General features: G+C 33.3%; 10 protein-coding genes. 2 read left to right on the top strand and 8 right to left on the bottom strand.

Going from position 1 to position 19,051, the window contains the following annotated elements:
- Window positions 1-846: 846 nt before the first annotated feature.
- Complete coding sequence (locus NBT05_RS08985; RefSeq protein WP_265773152.1) at window positions 847-3,951, top strand: carbohydrate-binding protein; 3,105 nt, start codon at window positions 847-849, stop codon at window positions 3,949-3,951.
- 401 nt (window positions 3,952-4,352) lie between these two features.
- A complete protein-coding gene (locus NBT05_RS08980) occupies window positions 4,353-7,070 on the top strand; it encodes an Ig-like domain-containing protein (RefSeq protein ID WP_265773151.1) in 2,718 nt (905 codons plus the stop codon).
- A gap of 838 nt (window positions 7,071-7,908) precedes the next feature.
- Here the strand turns inward: NBT05_RS08980 and NBT05_RS08975 are convergent.
- The 8 genes from NBT05_RS08975 to NBT05_RS08940 form a co-directional block, all read right to left on the bottom strand.
- Window positions 7,909-10,137 (bottom strand): T9SS type A sorting domain-containing protein, encoded by a 2,229-nt coding sequence (locus tag NBT05_RS08975; protein WP_265773150.1) that lies wholly within the window; start codon window positions 10,135-10,137, stop codon window positions 7,909-7,911.
- A gap of 453 nt (window positions 10,138-10,590) precedes the next feature.
- Window positions 10,591-11,127 carry a uracil-DNA glycosylase family protein gene (locus tag NBT05_RS08970; protein ID WP_322874203.1) on the bottom strand — a complete coding sequence of 179 codons (537 nt, stop codon included), beginning with the start codon at window positions 11,125-11,127 and terminating at the stop codon, window positions 10,591-10,593.
- 159 nt (window positions 11,128-11,286) lie between these two features.
- Window positions 11,287-11,916 carry a hypothetical protein gene (locus NBT05_RS08965; RefSeq protein WP_265773149.1) on the bottom strand — a complete coding sequence of 210 codons (630 nt, stop codon included), beginning with the start codon at window positions 11,914-11,916 and terminating at the stop codon, window positions 11,287-11,289.
- A 297-nt stretch (window positions 11,917-12,213) separates the two neighbouring features.
- The gene (locus NBT05_RS08960) at window positions 12,214-13,872 is read right to left on the bottom strand and encodes an MBOAT family O-acyltransferase (protein WP_265773148.1); all 1,659 of its coding nucleotides are present in this window, start codon (window positions 13,870-13,872) and stop codon (window positions 12,214-12,216) included.
- Window positions 13,865-15,220: a GDSL-type esterase/lipase family protein gene (locus NBT05_RS08955; RefSeq protein ID WP_265773147.1), complete on the bottom strand. Its 1,356-nt coding sequence runs from the start codon at window positions 15,218-15,220 to the stop codon at window positions 13,865-13,867. Before NBT05_RS08955 ends, NBT05_RS08960 begins: the two co-directional genes overlap by 8 nt.
- Window positions 15,210-16,658, bottom strand: coding sequence for a lipase (locus NBT05_RS08950; protein WP_265773146.1), 1,449 nt, complete (start codon window positions 16,656-16,658; stop codon window positions 15,210-15,212). The genes NBT05_RS08955 and NBT05_RS08950 overlap by 11 nt, the downstream gene beginning before the upstream one ends.
- Window positions 16,659-17,395: 737 nt before the next feature.
- Window positions 17,396-18,004, bottom strand: coding sequence for a matrixin family metalloprotease (locus tag NBT05_RS08945; protein ID WP_265773145.1), 609 nt, complete (start codon window positions 18,002-18,004; stop codon window positions 17,396-17,398).
- A 451-nt stretch (window positions 18,005-18,455) separates the two neighbouring features.
- Window positions 18,456-18,893: a GNAT family N-acetyltransferase gene (locus NBT05_RS08940; RefSeq protein WP_265773144.1), complete on the bottom strand. Its 438-nt coding sequence runs from the start codon at window positions 18,891-18,893 to the stop codon at window positions 18,456-18,458.
- Window positions 18,894-19,051: the final 158 nt, after the last annotated feature.

The raw sequence follows: 19,051 nt of genomic DNA, 5'->3' as shown, positions 1-19,051 counted from the left end.
AATAGGATATTCTAAACTTTAGAAATTTAAAATATTACATTTTAAGAATAATTTTTTCCTACATTAAGTAGTCTTTTTCTTTCAATTTTAGAAGGGAAATTTATAAAAACATATTTATACGTTGTTTTTAAAAAAAATCTATAGTAAAACCGAATATGCTATTTTTGGAAGTATATTTATGAATAATGAATAATAAAATAACTAAATTATTACCTATTACTTAAATCATCAGGATTCAGTATACTTATTGTCTAGTTGATAAATAGCATAATTAGCATTTGTTCAGTTCTAGTCTACGTCAAAATAAATTTTAATTACTTACATCGTGTAATTTTACCATCAAGTTATAAGTGTTATTGCTTTTTTAGGGAATAGGTAGAACTAACCATATATTTCAGAATAACATTTCACTTATTAATTATATGTTCATTAGATATTTTTAAATCGATAATTGTTTAAACTGATTTTGATCATAAGGTTTAATTGATTCAAAAATATTTTGACATTAAAGAACACAAACAATATGAGGAATTCTTAATTCCTTTACATTTTAATTAACAATTAATAACTATGACGACAGTTAACACAAACTCGGTAAAGAATCTTTTTATAAAAACTATTATAAAGAATTTTACCACCTCTTAGCCTTTATTTATTTAAAATCTCATAAGTAGTTATGGTTACATCTATATGTAATCAATTAACTACCGGTTGAACTTGCTCAATGTCTTCTAAAATTAAGGCATTTTGAAAGCATTATGATGTAAGCCAATTTGAGCTAAAAAATATACTTATGACTTTATTTAACCAACATAATTTACATAAACAATATTTTAAATTTTAACTATGAAAAAACACAGACTATTTTATTTTATCGGGCTCCTGATGCTATTTCCGATAGCAGGTATAGCCCAAAATGTTGAGGTCGATGTAAACGTCGATATCAAACATTCGGTAAACGGAGTTTCGGACTTCGGGAGGGAACGACACATTACCATCCATTCCAACCTATACGAAGGTGACTGGGAAGGAGAAATGGACAAAGCGAAATACCTTATTGATGACCTGGATGCTTATTTTGGTAGGGATAACGGTAACGCATCTTTTTTGTTTGGGTTTACCCCGGCAGATCCGGACAGGCGTAACAAACACGATAGGGATAGCTTATCCAACATGTTAGGGTTTTGGCGTGGTTTTTTTGAAGACCGCCTCGTTGATGAGGACCGCGTGCAATTTAAAGATAAGATACAAAGTATGATCATGGGTACCAACCCCCACCCTACCTATCCTACTTTGTCCTATCGTCACCCCAGTGGTTCCACTTGGGGACGTGCCAATGGAGCTACCTGGCTTCCACAAGATATTGAAACTTCTGCGGAATGGGTAGTTCAATATATGGACGAATTCTTTTCAACAGAAGATAACAATGAAATGCCTTTACCAAAGTACTGGGAGGTAATCAACGAACCTGACTTTGTGTTGAACACAGGACAGTTTATGATGTCCAGTTGGGAAGATATTTTTGAATACCATAACCTGGTTGCCAAAGGGGTTAAAGAGAAGTTGGGTAGCAGGGCACCTAAGATTGGGGGTATGACCTGGGGGCTTCATGACCTGTTTAGAGGAGACGGTTTTTCCAGGTTTAAAAATGTAGATTATCCTAAAAATTTCTACGGGGATACACCCGGTGACCAGGCAGCAATCAACTATGCAATCAGTCAGGTGGACAAACCTTCTTTCTTTATTGACAGAAAGCAACCATGGTTCCAGTGGGATGTTATCTGGAAAGGTTTTATGGATACTGCCGGTGAGAATATGGACTTTTATGCAGTACACTTATATGACTGGCCTAGTTATGATAATAACGGAGGGGTGACCAGAAGGGGTGGACATGTAGAAGCTACCCTGGAAATGTTGGAATGGTATGATGTTTCTAAAAACGGAGCAGAAAATAGAAAACCCGTCGTAATTTCAGAATACGGAGGGGTAAATGGTTCCTGGGATTTCAGACCGCATGATACCCGGTATGATTGGGAGATCATGAAGCCCTTTAGTGCCATGCTAATGCAGTTCTTAGAAAGACCGGACTACATCGAACTATCAATGCCCTTTACCCCTATCAAAGCACAGTGGGGGGATACAGATACCAACGGAGACGGTAGACCTGAATACAGGTATCAGTACAAAATGCTACGGGATGATGACGGTGATGGTGAATGGGAATGGAGTGACTATATTAAATGGTTCGAACTTTGGTCAGAAGTAAAAGGTACCCGGGTAGATACAAAGTCTACCGATCCTGATATCCAAGTAGATGCTTATATTGACGGGAATGATGTTTACCTGATTTTAAACAACTTAGAACCCATAGCCAGGGACCTTAACCTTAACTTCTTTGGTAACACCCCTAACCTGCAAAGTGTAAATACCAAGCATTTATACTTATCCGGGATAAGGGACGTAAAACTAGACAATACTACAAGTACTACTGCCCCAGGTTCTGTAGAGTTAGCAGCAGATGGGACTATGATTATCAAATATACCTATGCTAGTGACATCAGCATCAACCAGAATTCTATTGAGAAAAAGTTCTATGGTGAAGCAGTTAGCAATAACGAGCGAGTAGAGATTAAACCAGGGGACAATAGTTTTTCTGTAAACGGGGTAACCGTACCTTCCAACCCGGCACAGGCTGAAGCGATGCTAAAAGTAACAGCAAACCTATTTAACGATGATGATAACGATCCGGATAGCTTTCTAAGTATCACCAAATTAGTATTCAACGGAACTGAGATAGAAGCCCCTATTGACTGGAGAGGTGGGGATCAGAACAGAAGTAGATGGTTCGGGACTTTAGAAATCCCAATTCCAACAAATCTGATTAAGCAAAACAATGACATTGTAATCGATTTCCGTCATAACGGGGAAGTAAACGTAGTGAATTTACTTACCTGGGAATTCAGTAAAGTACCGGGAAGATCAGATGCAGATACTGATCCGATTGCTGTAACTGGCATTAACGTGCCTGTAAGCACCTTATCATTAGCACCAGGTCAGAACGCTGCAGTTACGGCTAATGTGATTCCTTCTAATGCTACAAACAAGGGATTAAATTGGACTTCATCAAATCCTGGCATTGCTACCGTTAGCACAGGTGGTGTGGTTACTGCAGTAAGTGCTGGTAGAGCTACTATCACAGCTACTACCGTTGATGGTGGATTTACAGGATCTAGTGTAGTTACCGTAGGTACTACTTCTGTTGATACGGAAACTACTTTAATTATTGAAGCTGAAGATTTTGTACGTACCGGTGGAGATTTTGATGATGCTTTTGCAGGTGGACCTGGATCAGGAGTTAATAGGACAGCAACTAATATCAATTATGTGAATAATGGTGACTGGACAGAGTATGAGATAAATATTGCTACAGCCGGAACTTATGCTATTAACTATTTAATTTCTACGCCTGTTAGAGGATCTCAAATCAGAATGTTAGTAGATGGTGTAGTAGCTTCTACTTCTAATGTTCCTACAAACGGAGACTGGGATGACTTTACAGCATTTGCAGACGGTACGGTAACTTTAGCTGCTGGTCCTCATACTATTAGAATAGAGGCTTCTAGTAATGCTACCTGGCAGTGGAATTTAGATAAAATTATTTTAAGTACTGGTTCTTCTGTTAGAAGTTCTGGTAATATAGTTAATAAGTTACCAGAGCAAAATATCCTTTTATTTCCAAATCCTGCTACAGGTAAAGTATTTATTCAAGGATTAGCACAGGATGAGCCACATATGATAAAGGTATATGACGTTAAAGGTTCTAAATATTTAGATCAGGAACTTAGCAAAGATCATATCCTTAACATTGACAGCTTACCACAGGGAATATACTTCCTTACGCTTGTCAATCAAGCCTTAGGAAACAGAACTTTAAAATTAGTTAAAAAATAATTAAATTTTTAAACTACCGATTGAAACACGATATGGTATTTCAATCGGTAGTTTTATTCATTCATTAAAAATATAACAAATTAGAAATTTTTACGATTATGAAAAATGACACTTATAACAACCAAATTTAATTGTCATTCTATTAAAAAACCTGTACTTTTATTTCGAAAAACTAAAGAAAAATATTTTTGGTCTACTAGAAATAATAGTTTTTTAACTAACTATTTATAACACAAAATCATTTTAAAAGCTAAGGAACATACAGTTAAAGTAATATTAATATTTCTAATTACTTGGTAATCCTAGCGAATAGTTTGCATGTAATTAAGAAAAATGGGATACTCTTAAAATTGTATAGCTATCAAAATTTGAATTCAACTATAAATTATAAATTATAAACTATGAAATTTTTAACGCACAGAACAAATCTATTATTTGTGACCCGAAAGCGACTCTCGCTTTTGCTCTTCTTATGCACATTTTCCTTTTTTGCCCAGGATTGGAAGGGAATTCCGGTTCCGGCTCAAGCTAGCCCTGGATCAACCTGGAAATTACTAGAAGCACCCTCAGATGACTTTAATTATGTCTTTAAGAAAACGAATAAACGCAGTGATTTCGGAGGAAAAAAGTGGTACAATTTTTATCACAATGGTTGGGACGGACCAGGCACAACCTATTGGAAATACAACCATGTATCTGTAGATGGAAATGACCTTGTATTAGAAGCCTCTCGATGGAATCGTAATAAAGAAGACTTGCCACCTACACGGCTTCCTAATAAAATGGGACGGCCTCAAGATGGTATTAGTTCCGGTTGTATTACTTCAAATTCAAGAGTTAAATATCCGGTATTTGTAGAGGCACGGGTAAGTGTTGCTGATATTGTTTTAGCATCCGATGTTTGGTTATTAAGTCCTGATGATACACAAGAAATTGACGTTATCGAATGTTACGGGGGTAATGAACATGGAAATGCATTTTTTGCCGAATTTATTCACTTAAGCCACCATTCTTTTGTTCGCCAACCTTTTACAGACTATCAACCACGTGATTTTAATAGCTGGTGGGGTACGCCTACTGTTAAGAACTGGGGAGAATATCACTGGAACAAAGGAAACAGAAGATATGTTCGTATTGGAGTTAACTGGATTAGTCCTTTCCATTTTGAATATTACATCGATGGTAAGTTAGTACGCGTGCTTTATGACAAAGCAGTAGCAACTAATAGAAACAATACCTGGACTTATGAGTATCCTACGATGACTAACGGAAGGTTGAACTTTAAAAAGGACGGTTTCCAAGCAATGACGCGATTTCAAACTAGTAAGTCTTATTCGCTACAAACTTTAAAGAAAGCTAGTAATGCTTCTTCAGTTAGTATTATTGATCCGTATAATTTCCAAAAAGGAGCTGGGTTTAATAAGGCTATGGATATTATCATTAATGTGGAATCTCAAAACTGGCATGTAGATGCAGGACGTACACCTAGCGATAAAGATTTAAAAGATCCTGCTAAAAATACTATGAAAGTAGATTGGCTTCGAGTATATAAGCCTACTAAAGGTAATGATAATACAAAAATTCCGGTTACCGGAATTAACCTTTCTCCTGCTACTATGACTTTAAAAGCAGGAACTACTAGAAAGTTAGCCGCAAATGTAACTCCTGCTAATGCTACCGTAAAAAGAATTACTTTTACATCAGGTAATCCCTCTGTGGCTACAGTAAATGCAGATGGAGTGGTAAGAGCTGTAAAAGCTGGTAGAGCAGTGATCACTGCTAAATCTGTGGATGGGAATTTCTCTAAAACCTCAACGGTTACCGTAACTAAAGATGGGACTACTACAAAAATACCTGTAACCGGAATTAACCTTGCACCTGCTACTATGACTTTAAGAGCGGGAACTACCAGAAAATTAGCAGCAAATGTAACTCCTGCTAATGCTACCGTAAAAAGAATTACTTTTACATCAGGTAATCCCTCTGTGGCTACAGTAAATGCAGACGGTATGGTAAGAGCTGTAAAGGCTGGTAGAGCAGTGATCACTGCTAAATCTGTAGATGGGAATTTCTCTAAAACATCAACGGTTACCGTAACTAAAGGTGGAACTACTACAAAAATACCTGTAACCGGAATAAGGTTTACTCCTAATAGTCTAACACTTAAAACAGGAGCTACTAAAAAGTTAACGCCGGCTATACTTCCAGCCAATGCTACGGAAAAAGGAGTTACTTATACATCTACTATTCCATCCATCGCCACAGTAAATTCTGATGGTGTGGTAAGAGCACTAAAAGTAGGTATAACCGTTATTACTGCAACTACTAAAGATGGAGGTTTTAAAGCCACAACAACGGTAAGAGTTATTAAAAAGCCAGCAACTGGCGGACAAATGCCTTATACCGGTAAGCCAAGTATTATCCCTGGAATTATTAATTCAGTAGAATTTGACATTGGAGGTCAGAATGTTGCTTATTTTGATAGATCACCTGGAAATGAAGGTCCTGGAAAAAGACAAGATACTGATGTAGATACTGAAAAAAGAACGCCGGCAGGTAATGTTGGTTGGATCTTACAAGGGGAATGGTTAGAATATACAGTGAACATTACTAAACCTGGTTTCTATACATTTGATATACAAACAGCTTCTCCAAATAGCAACGGTGCTTTTCATATCGAATTTAATGGTTTCAATGCTACCGGATTACAAAGGGTAAAATCAACTGGTAGTATGAATAGATTTGTAAACACTAGAATCGATAGAGTTAGACTGACTGTTGGTCGACAAGTGATGAAAATCTATATAGATAGAGGTGGCTTTAATTTGGGAACAATGAATATAGTACCAGCTGAACTTAAAAGTGCTTTGAATGAAAACGATTTAAATCAGGTTGAATTATATCCTAATCCATCTTCAGGTACAGTTTATCTTAATGGTTTAGATACTGCGACTAATAGTCATATCCGTATCTATGATATTAAAGGTACTACGTATATCAATACCACCTTGAATAATAGTAATGAGATAAATATTGAAAACCTGTCCCAAGGAATATATTTTCTAAGTGTTTCACAAGAAGGAAAAGAAAGAAAAACACTAAAGCTTATTAAAAATTAGTAAAATTCTGAAGTGAGAATTAGTTAATTTTGCGAACCCGTTTCATTAGTATGTTTGAGTGCTATTGAAGCGGGTTTTTTTAATGAAGTTACGTTTTTCTGAAAGTACAAGTAATAAAGAATTCTTTTACCACTTCTCACTATACTACTACTTGTCTACTTGATAATTATATCATATTTTTCATTAGTGACCGGTAAAGATTCAGGATCGCTATCGCTTCCAGAATCAAGAATCAAGACTAATTGCTATAATTTTGAAAATCAATATTATAATTATCCATGTCAAAAAAACAAATCACTTTTAATAAGCAAAAAAGCAACCTCTAACTACTTTAAAGTTTGGAATTACCATATTCTGCTATGCTTTACAAGTTATTATAAATTTTAACCGGACACTAGTAAATATTTTTGAACTAATCTGAAAATAAATGTACCCACTCTCTTCAATTGTTTGAGTTCTGTCCCTTTTTACCTAGCAGGATGACTTTCTAATTAATTCTAAGTAAATAAGAAACACCTTACTGTTCCTTTTTACTAGGCTACCCTGCAGCAATTGACTTTCTTCAATTATAAAAGCTTTAACTTATCGCTGAAAATGTTAAACTTCACTACCTGATTAAGGACAAACTTATTTCTTAAAACATTGCGATTTAATTGATTAATAGTTTTCAACTTTAATCAATCTAAAACCAGCATAAACAGGTTTTACCTTGCAACACAATTAGAAACAAAAAAACACCTCGCTAAATTGAAAGGTGTTTTTATCAGGTTATTTTTATAAAACTAAACTTACCTATAAAACTATTCGTTTGGTAGGTTTAGGAAATAAGAATTTCTTTTTACAACTTTACTATCTTTCTGCTAGTTTGTTTATTTTTATCAAAGGTTACAAAATAAATACCACTAGATAAAGAAGATAAATCTAACTGATTTGCAGTTCCTCTTTGTAAAAACTTCCCGGTGATACTAAAAACTTCCCACTCTTCAAACGAACCGGTAATATTAACTATCGAACTTGTCGGATTAGGATACAAACTCAAAGCAGATGGTGCTTCTATTGTCTCTACATCTAGTGTAGCATCGTCTTTTGTACGAGGTATAGCACTACTAAATTTAAAGGTTTGTAAAGCTGCCGTAGTTAAACTTCCACCACTATCCGGAAAAATAATACGTACCGTATTATTTGTAGATTTTAGAAGCTTATAGTCTATGGGAATTTCTAACATACTAAAGAATGCTGGTCTTCTGTTTTGATTATCTCCTCGGTATACTGTAGTAGGGATATTTTGAATCTGTGTACCGTTTACAAGGATAGAAGCAGGTCTTTTCATTTTATTATGTGCCCTGTAAATACCTAATCTAAGCATTGCTTCGCCATTTGTTCCTAGATTAAAAGTTTGATCAAAAGTAAAGTTGACGGTTCTATTATTACCAATCGCCTGATTATAGGAATTAGCATAATATTTAAACTCTTCTGAAGTTCTATTCATAGTGACATCAGAAGCAAAAGTGTACTTTAAGATGATGGTTTCGTTATCTCTTATGGTTTGAACACCGGAAAAATTAGAAACATTAGTAGTTTCTAAAGCAGTAATAGCGTTATTCTTTAAAAACATACGCTTCACTTCAATATTTTGGATTGAATTATTGTTAGTACCGTATATATTAAGTTTAAAATTCATAGCTTCCGGTTTTATATTATTCAGAATAACATAAGCTTTATTTCCGTCCACATAACTATCTACCTGTAAATTAAGTTCGGTAGTAAAAGAATCTGCGCGTAAACCTTTAACATCAGACCATAACTCATAGAATTTTATAAAATCTGTCCATTCCCAGTCATTTCCGTTATAAGAAGCAGGCTCGGTAGTCTTTTTTAATAAACGTGAAGAATAAGGTACCACTCTACCATTAACAGTTCTTTTACCCCATTCTGCTTTTGCTACCGCAAAAGGTATTGCCCGGTCTATGGTATTGGCTCTTTCCAACATCTGCATAAGCATTGCATTAAAAGCTTCTACATTATACCAATCTCTCAAAGAAGACCATTGATTGTTATTAAGCATATGGGTTTGCGCACCGTATTCTGATATATACGAGGGTTTAACCTCTCCGTATTTCAAATAATTATACTGTTCGATAATTTCAAAAGTCACTTCATTTCTTCCACCTTTTCTGTAAGAAGGGCGGTTTGGAAAAATAGGGAAATCATACAAGTGGTACGAATAGAAATCCATTTTAGGGCCTACTTGATCAATAAATCGTTTCCATCTTTGCCCCCACTGATTAAAATTATTTAAGTCAGGATCCGGAAAAGCAGTACAAAAACCACCCACTTTAACCCCCGGAGAACCGGTATGTACTTTATCCGCAATGGTTTCATGAAATTTGAATATATCATCTATATTCCCTCCACCGTATAAATTACGTTCTACCAATGGCCAAATAGGCTCATTCATAACTTCAAAGTATTCCGGTTTTTTATGACCGGATGTACCTCCATCACCAAAAAATCCGTTTAAAAATTCAACCAGGAAATCTCCGGTAGCTGTTCCGAAAGGTTCTGCTGCCGTGTCAGTTTTAGAAAAAAACCAATTAGGACTATTCCGATCATTTATGTTTAAAGCATTTTGACCATTAGGGTAAAATGGCACTTGTTGAAAAGCCATCATCACATCTCCTTTTTCAAAAGCATGCTTGTTAGTTTCACTAATATACCTGTTTTTAAATTTATTCCCTTCTGCTTTTATATCACTAACACTGGCAAATCCAGGTTTGTTAGGATCTTCTTTGGTAAGGGAAGCAGAGAATCTTAAAAGTCCCGTATCTCTTCCAAAGTATACATCCAGATCGTTAATAATATAATCTAACTTATCCAAGTCTCCATTCCAATCATTCTCTCCTTGTGAAGAATGAATGGTCATCCATTTTGATCGATCGAACGAATTGGAAGATCCTACAGAATGATTAACGTCAATATTTACATCCACTTCTACTTGAGCAGAGAGGGTTCCTGCCGCAAGTAGTAAGCTTCCGGCAAGTATTGACCATTTAGTATTCTTTTTCATATTTAATTTAGCTTTTTATATAGTTTGTGATTATTCTAAATTTTTAGTCTTTACATTCTTTTGATTACTAACTTTTTACGTTTTATCAAAATAATTCATGTAAATTAACATTTTCTGCTGAAAAACAAGATCGATATAAAACTTATTTTAAAATCATAAACTAGACAATTTATAGACCAATATTTATAAAAAACTTAAAATCAATATCTTGCTTATTAATAGTAATTTGAACTTTCCCCTTACTGAGAAAATAAAAACTTACAAAATACCATAAAATAAAATGTTAAATTTTAACATAAAATATAATATTGTTCACGAATAAATTTGGAAATAGGATATAGTAATACGTTTATGTACACTTTTTATAACTAAATGTTGTGATTTATTCTACCGTAATTATTATAAATTTTAACATGGAATTAATTCTGTGAAAAACGAGAAAACGCCTTTTGATTAGAAATATTTACAATACTGTTCTTCACGAAAATCAATAGTAGTATAGTTCGGATTTTTTTGCTTTTTTTGCTTGTAATATGTTAAACTTCCGATAGAGCGGTTGGCGGCACCAGAAGGTGCAGTTAAGGATACGGTTTTAATGATTCTGGAAGTATAATTCTTATCTTTTCTAGAATCCGGAAGCTTAAATTGATGGATTCTGGGAATTTGATTAGAAATCAGTTCCAAGGTTATTTCTTGTTTTTTACAAAGTTTTCTAAATAAATATTCGGGTCCGTTTTTACTATTCCCACCGGTGAACAAAAGCGTATGGATTGTAGTATACTTTTCCAGATATACTAATATATCCCTTAATTTTATATCTTGCATTCCAAGATCAGACGCATCTATTTTAACCCGATTGCAGCTGGAAACGATATCACAAATACCAATTCCTCTTTCCATTAAGAACTGTTTGCGTTGTTGAATGGCTTCTTCTGTATTTTTATAAATCAGTTTAAGGTCAAAAATTCGGTCTAAAATAGGCCAAAGCAAACCATTTTGACTACCATAGCAAAAATTTACATCTCGATCTTTTAGTTCACCTGTAGTAAACCTGGGTGGTGGTAGCGTACCTACAATTAGTTTTGTAGCTCCTTCCGGAAAAAAGGGTGGATAAGGATGTATGTGTTTAAATATTGTAATAAGTTTTTTTTATTTTAAATATCCTCTGGCTCTGAGGTCTTTATGTATGTCAGCAATATCATCTGGAATTTCCAGTTGAATCAGCCAATTTACATTAAAACCATGATATATTGCGGCTTTCATAAGCGAATCATCTTTACCCAAAGAATTTCCTAAGGAGATCAGTAACTCTTCAAAATCCAGTAAGTAATCCTCATGCAATTTCTTAACAAGCAGTAAAATCTTAAAACATCTGGCAATTACATAGATATCAAACTTTTTTCGTTTAGAAGCTGTTGCCTTTTTTAAATTTTCCATATTCTGTTGGAGAGTCTCCGTCAACATAATTAAATTTAAATAAATTTCCCCAAATTTATCTTTCCGAATCTTTACATGATTTGTAATTTCCCCACTTAGGTCACGTAATTCCATCATTAAATATCCTGGTGACCAGAACTTAGCGGTATGAAACGTTATCCTATTTTTTATATGTTGTTCTAACTGATCGCGATATTCTTCAACTGAAGTATCATCCAGTAATTCATAGTACAGCTTATTAGCTAAATCCAAATCTTTCTTTAAAAGCCGAAGTAATAATCTATCTTTTTCTTTTACAGGTAATGCTAATAGTTCTTTTTTAAAATCTTCCTGAAACTTCATGGGTGTGTAATAATGTGAAAATTCGTAATAATTATCATAAGTGTCCGGTAAAGATTCAAAATCTTTATCGCTTTTGGAATCAAGAAATAATACTAATTGTTATGGCTAAACCAACATACAATAATATCAATCTTCATATACATATTCCATGTCACTTATAGGCATTTAGCTATACATTTATTTACTTCAACCAAACACTAATATATAAACATATTAAATTAATCTTGTGATATAAAATAAAAATACACCATCATAAATACGTTGCAGCCATTTATTATGGATAAAGCAATTAAACTTTTAGAACTGAAAGTAGATAAATGGTTGAAAATCGCTTGCATAGGTTTGATAACATAAAATAGCCACTACTACCGCAGCAAGTCCTTTAAGTATTACATGACTTTTAATAAATGTGTGTTCAATAAACTCTTTAAAGGTGTTCGGTAACCAATGGGTTATATACCCAATAGCCATTGTAATAAATACTACTTTGTATTGCGTTAAAACAACCCAGGCACTAGACCAGCCTATATTTTGTACAATAGTATCATAAAACTGCTGTATATGCTCCATACTATTTCCCCTAAAGTATATTCTGGTAAACGTAATAAACGTAAAAGTAAATAAGACCTTCCAGGCAACTATTAACTTGTTTGTACTATGCTCATACGGACTTATTTTTCTCCAATATTTATAAGCTACCACCCCTACTCCGTTTAACCCACCCCAAATTACAAACTTCCAGGAAGCACCGTGCCACAAACCTCCTACTAACATAGTAATCATAATATTAATATTACGGTTAAAATGCCAGGCTAAACGTTTATTAAATACGGTTATAATTAATATGAAAGCTAAGGCTATAGTAGTTAAAAAAGCTACTTTATGACCGAAGGCTGCATATGTTCCTAAAAAGGAAAAGACAAGTACAAACACATACGAGAAAATGGTACCGTTGCGATTTCCTCCTATAGGTATATACAAATAATCTTTTAACCAACTGGATAAAGATATATGCCAGCGTTTCCAGAAATCTCCGCAATTAAGAGCTTTATAGGGAGCATTAAAATTTACCGGTAATTTGAACCCCATTAATAAAGAAAGTCCGATTGCAATATCCGTATATCCGGAAAAATCTCCATAAATCTGTAGTGAATACCCAATCATTGCCATAATATTAGTAAATCCGGTGTACATGCCAGGCATATCAAAAATCTGGTCTAAAAAAGTGACCGCTATAAAATCTGCAAAAATCATTTTTTTAATCAGACCTTTCAAAATCATAAAAGTAGCTTTACCAAACTCTTGATGCGTTACTTCAATTTTTTTTGAAATTTGAGGAATAAATTCAGAAGCCCGAACGATGGGTCCTGCCACTAATTGCGGAAAAAAACTAACAAAGAAACCAAAGTCTATTATAGAATTCAGTGGTTTAATCTGTTTACGATAAATATCCGCACTATAACTAATGGTTTGAAACGTATAAAACGAAATTCCAACAGGTAAAATAATACTGTCAACAGTAAAATAATCTACACTTGCCCAGGTGTTTGCCCAACTTGCCAAATAATTAACAACCTGATAATTAGAATTAAAAAGGGTATTATAAGAATCCGTAAAAAAGTAGGCGTACTTAAAATAGCATAACGTACTTAAATTAAGTATTACACTTATAGCTACGTATACCTTTTTTAAAATTATGGATGTTGTATGATAGATGGCTTTACCCAGAAAAAAATCATTAACCGTACTAAACAAAAGTATCCCTATAAATAAACCACTGGTTTTATAATAGAAAAACAGACTTATCACAAGAAGATATGCACTACGCAGGTGTCTTTTTTTATATAATAATGCATACAAAAAATAAACTACTGAAAAGAAAATCCAAAAATTTATCTGAGTAAAAATCAGGGGGTACTCTTCAGAAAAAGTAAATATGTCTTTAAGTCTATTCATTTAAAATAGTATTCAACATAGATCTTTCTGGTAGTCGCATTTCTTTTTCCCAGGCCTGGGTAAAAGCCTCTAATAATAAATCAGCTTTAATACGATATCCCAATTGGGTAAAATGGATTCGGTCCTTAGGCATAAGTTGATTTTTATACCACTGTTGGGAAGAATTAAATCCACCCATAATTTTATAAAAATTCCAAACCGCCATCTTGTATTCTCTTGATAATTGCAAAATTATTTTTTCCATTACCCTGGTTCTGGGATTAGGTACTTTACGTTTATAATAAGAATCATTAGGTACCGTTAATAAAATAGCACAATCCCGATTGGCTTTTTGAATCGTTGTTATTAATTTTCTGTAATATTCTTCAAATTTTTCCGGTTCAAAATCAGGGTGATACGCATCGTTTGTTCCAATAGAAATAATAAAAAGATCCGGTTTATACAATTGTAATTGCTTGTCAAAGAATGCACAGCGGTTGTAATATTCAAAACTAGCCCCATTTACTCCAATAGAAGTATATTCTATGCCCTTTTGATCATTCATTAATTCCAATCCCATTAACAGAAACTCAGAAGTAAGAGAATCACCTGTTCTTTTTATACAAAATTGTAGTTCTTTTACCGTTTTAGTGAGTTGGTACTCGCGGTAATGTACTTTAAGGTTATCCTTTTGTGCTTTTATTATATTTTTATCTTCAAATTCAATCTGATAATCATCCGTCCAATTATCATAAAATACTCGAATCCGATTAAAATTATAATCCTGCTGATCATATCCCCTGTAATTTGCTTGAATATTTATGGACGCCGTACTATCCCGAAAGGCCGCAGTGATACCTGCTAATCCCCAGGCAATACTATCCTTTTTAATAGAGCATCGATAGCCTTGCCATTGACTATCTGTAGCTACTTTATAGTTACTGGGATTGTTTGTTTTTGCTACGCGAAAGGGAAATATAAAACCCCGCTGTCCTTCTGAAACTTCATTCATATTTTGAAGATAAGTGCGTAATCGGTTCGGGTAAATATCCGCTTGGATATGTGAGCCTCCAATGTGAAAAACATGAATATTTCTGGCTTTACCATCAGCTACCTGCTGAAATTTTTTGAACAATTTTTTAAATGAGGGAGACGCTTCGGCACCAATAAACCTATTTGCCTTCCAATCAATAAAAGTATATGTATCTTTTAAAGTATCCAGTGTAAACTCTTGACTTTGCAAAGTATTGCCCGGACATATGATATAAATTAATGCAATCCATAGTTTAGGTAAAGACAACATAGGAATACGAGGGGGACTGTTGTAGAAAACAACTAGTTTTTGAGTAAAGGTTTTATTACAATTCATTGGGGCTGTTTTGTTTTAAATCCAGATAAAGAGCGGTAAAAAAAAGTTCGGATATAATTTTAGTTCCGCTTCGGGTAAAATGGGTATAATCTTTTCCGGCTAATTTTTGATCTACCCAGTAGGACATAGATCCTTCGCCACCCATCGCATCATACATACTCCAGTAAGCTATATTATTTTCAAGACAAGTAGTTTGTAAGGTGTTGTTAAGATATGGAAGTAAGGGATACGTAGTCATCTTGCCATTAATTGAAGTACTCATATCCGAAGGCCCTATAAATACGAAACTAGGATTCTCGGTGGTTCTTCTTCGCATCCATGCTACCTGAGATACTACATACTTGGCATACTTACGGACTGCTACGGAGTCTTTAAGATAGGGTACCGTGTTCCCACCATACTGCATCATCACGATTTTAGGTTGAAGTATATTAACCATATGGCTGTAATTAGCAGCATTTGTACTGGCAAAGATAGTTCCGGAAGAACCTCTCATAGCTACGTTATCCATTTGAACGCCCCTCCACCCATCCAAGGTCAAACCGTAGAAGTCCGGACTAATTTTACCTTCTAATTCAATTCTCAAATTAGTAGGGGTAACAGATGTATTTATTGCATATTTATGATAATTACCATCTGCATATAAAGTATCCTGTTGTATTAATTGCTCATCATTAAATACAAAGATATGTACCGGAGCTTTTGCATGACCGTAGTGCAATCCGATCTTTGTAAACCTTTTGGATGTAGTGTAAGTATGATTTGATTTACGTATGGTTAAACTTGCTTTTACTACAGGTAATGAATCTAATGTTAAACTATCAACTTCTTGAAAATAAGGAGTAAAGCGTGAAACAGATAGATAAGCCCCGTATTTCTTATGATTAAATTTAGGTTGAGCCGGATCAAAACGGGCATAACGTAACCAATGTTCATCGGGCTCAATAATAGCACTGGATTGATTATATACCGGCATTACCGGTAAAAACCCCGGGCCGTTTCCACCAAAGGTAGTTTGTAATCGATTACGTAAATAAGAAGTTATCCGATCTCCCTCTAGTTGTGAATCTCCGTAATGAATGATTCGACAACGGGACGAAGTCAATTTCTCATATAATTCACTAACAAAGGAAGAAGCACTATGAGGATATTGTATGCGTGTAATTAAAGTGGTATCAATATGTTTTACATCCAATTTTTTAGTTGACCTTTGTTTTAAGGTAGCCATAGAATCTAATTCTATTTCTTGTACAGATTGGGAAGTTTCTTCTACTGGTACTACATTAGAAGTTACCTTTTTAAAGTCATTCTTACTGATGTTTATATTGACTGATGACTGTATAAAGTGATCATAATTTGGATATTTTAAAGATAACTGTTGAAAAACAAAACCATCTTCATTATACTGACCCTTTTTAATTGCTTCTTTCTCACTCAAAAAGGTTAAACCAAATAATATAATTAGTATTGATAAAATAAACAGCGCTATGTAAATTGGCTTTATTTTCAAAATATCGAGGGGGCATTAAACTGAAGTACGGTATTATTTTGGGCAAAAATAATGAAAATTATATAAAGATAGTTTGAATTAAAACGGTTACTAAGCAGAAGAAAAATTTATTTTTCCAGCGTATTCTAAAATTATCTCTTTAAACCCATCCTATAAAAAATTATTGTGACTTATAATGTCAATATATATGTCGAAAATTATAGATCATTTGTAAAAAGATAACTTTAATTTTGTATAATTTACAGGGAACTCATACTTTCAATTCCATAATAGTCTTGTAGAATATTGAATAACATAAAAGAGATTTTATAGGAAACAAAAAGGAAAATTGTTAAATTTTACGGTTTTAAAGTAAATAATATATAAATTTTTCATAAATTTATAGAAAGTATTAGATTATAAACCATTAGTAGCACTTTTAGATTTTTGTTTTTATAGCTACAAATTTGGTAAAAGTTTAAAATAGAATCATATGTAATATATTATATATACTTAGCCCATATTGCTATTTACAATTATTTAGTTATAAGTTAGCCCCTGTAATTAAATAGGAAAAAGTCAAATTTCTTTTACGCCTCAGAAAGTTAATTTGGCTTTTTTTATATTAAAATGCATGTTATTTTATGTTGTTTTAGTTGTATCATTATGATACAAAACCTTCTACCCTATCTTACAATTCTACCGATAGTTCTTTTCATGATAGCCACCTGAAACGGATCAAATTCTGTTCTAAGGTTTGGGTTATATTCTGACATAATATTATGTTCTGTCCGGGTATGCTCTAAACCTAAAGCATGTCCGATTTCGTGGGGTGTAGTGCTTTCAAATAATTTTTCTTCAGTAATTAACGCACGTTGTGAGATGGCAACACCACCCAGAGCAATCGTATTTGATCGTTTTATGATATAAATAGTTAACCTCTCATTATTGTAAGAATTTACTGTCACATATTTTAAAACTTCTTTTTCTCTTCCCCTATCATCCTTCAGATCAAAAAGTTCATTATTCAAAAAAGTTCCCACTTCTCCTAGTTTTAAATTAATATTATTTCGATGAAAATAACTACCATTCAGATTTTCAATAAGATTTTTTTCGTTTACATCATATAAGCTACTTGAATTAAAATCGTCGGAAATTACAAACTTTATATCCACTATTATTTCCCTATCATAATTAGTAGTAAATACAGGTTCTATTTGTGTAGGAACATAATCATCTTCTGGAGCACACGCAACAAACAAAAGTACTATAAGTAGGATGGTAAACAGTTTCATAAAAGTATTTAAATTAAACATTATTCTATATTTTATTATTTATCAGTATTTTATAATTTTACTTTTAGGTAAATAGCTCCTGTTGTAGATGATATGATATGTGAAGATCAATAAAGTCTTAAAGTTATTTCATCTATAAACTTTGAAAGCTTATTTCAAAATAAAAACATGAAGTGTAATGCTTTTTAAATGACATACTCAAATGTATAAATATGTATTTTTAAAATATTACGGCATTACCTCAGTTAACAAAAAAATTCCAATTAAGTATGGAATTATCAATGATGTGATGAATTATGGTATAGAAGGTTGAAATATTCTTAATTATTTGAATTTCTATTACGAATAAACTGTTAATACATTTTAACATTAACGTTTAAAAACCTAAATAATCGATGAAATACATTGTTAAGAAAATATTAAAACATCAATTTTTAAAACATGTAAGTTTTTACCCTTTGTCTTTTAGGACTTTAACCATATGATAAGCCCAGGTTTCAAAACCTTCATTATGATAAAATTTATGTGAAGCAAAATTAGATACGTAAGTATTTAATTCCATAGCTTCACACCCCTTAGTTAAAGCATACTTATAAATCCAATGAAACACTTTTTTTCCGAACCCCTGTCTGCGATAAGAAGGATCAATATAAATATGATCTGGTTCGCAGGACTTACCTATATAGTGACGGGTCATAAACCATAGTCCAAAAACTCCTATACTCTCTTCATTATATTTAATCTCAAAACATTCGTAATTTTGAGTAAACATTTCGTCGAATCGACTGAGTAGGACTTCATCCGTATTCTGATGTTGGGTCAATTCTTGTATAAATGGAAGTACGTTTTTAAAGTCAGGTTTTAAAATCCTGTTAAAAGTTAAAGTCATCGTAGGAAAGAAGTAATTTGTTGTTCGAATTAACCTTTTTCTTTGCAAAAATAATTATACATTTAGCTCGATTGATATTCTTATCAAACAATTATGATTTTAAGGTAGTTTAAACCACTTTTGCTTACAATCATTAAAACAAAAATAATTTAATACAA

The sequence above is a fragment of the Aquimarina sp. ERC-38 genome (assembly GCF_026222555.1).
Lineage (GTDB): Bacteria > Bacteroidota > Bacteroidia > Flavobacteriales > Flavobacteriaceae > Aquimarina.
This window is presented reverse-complemented; position numbering and strand designations above follow the sequence as displayed.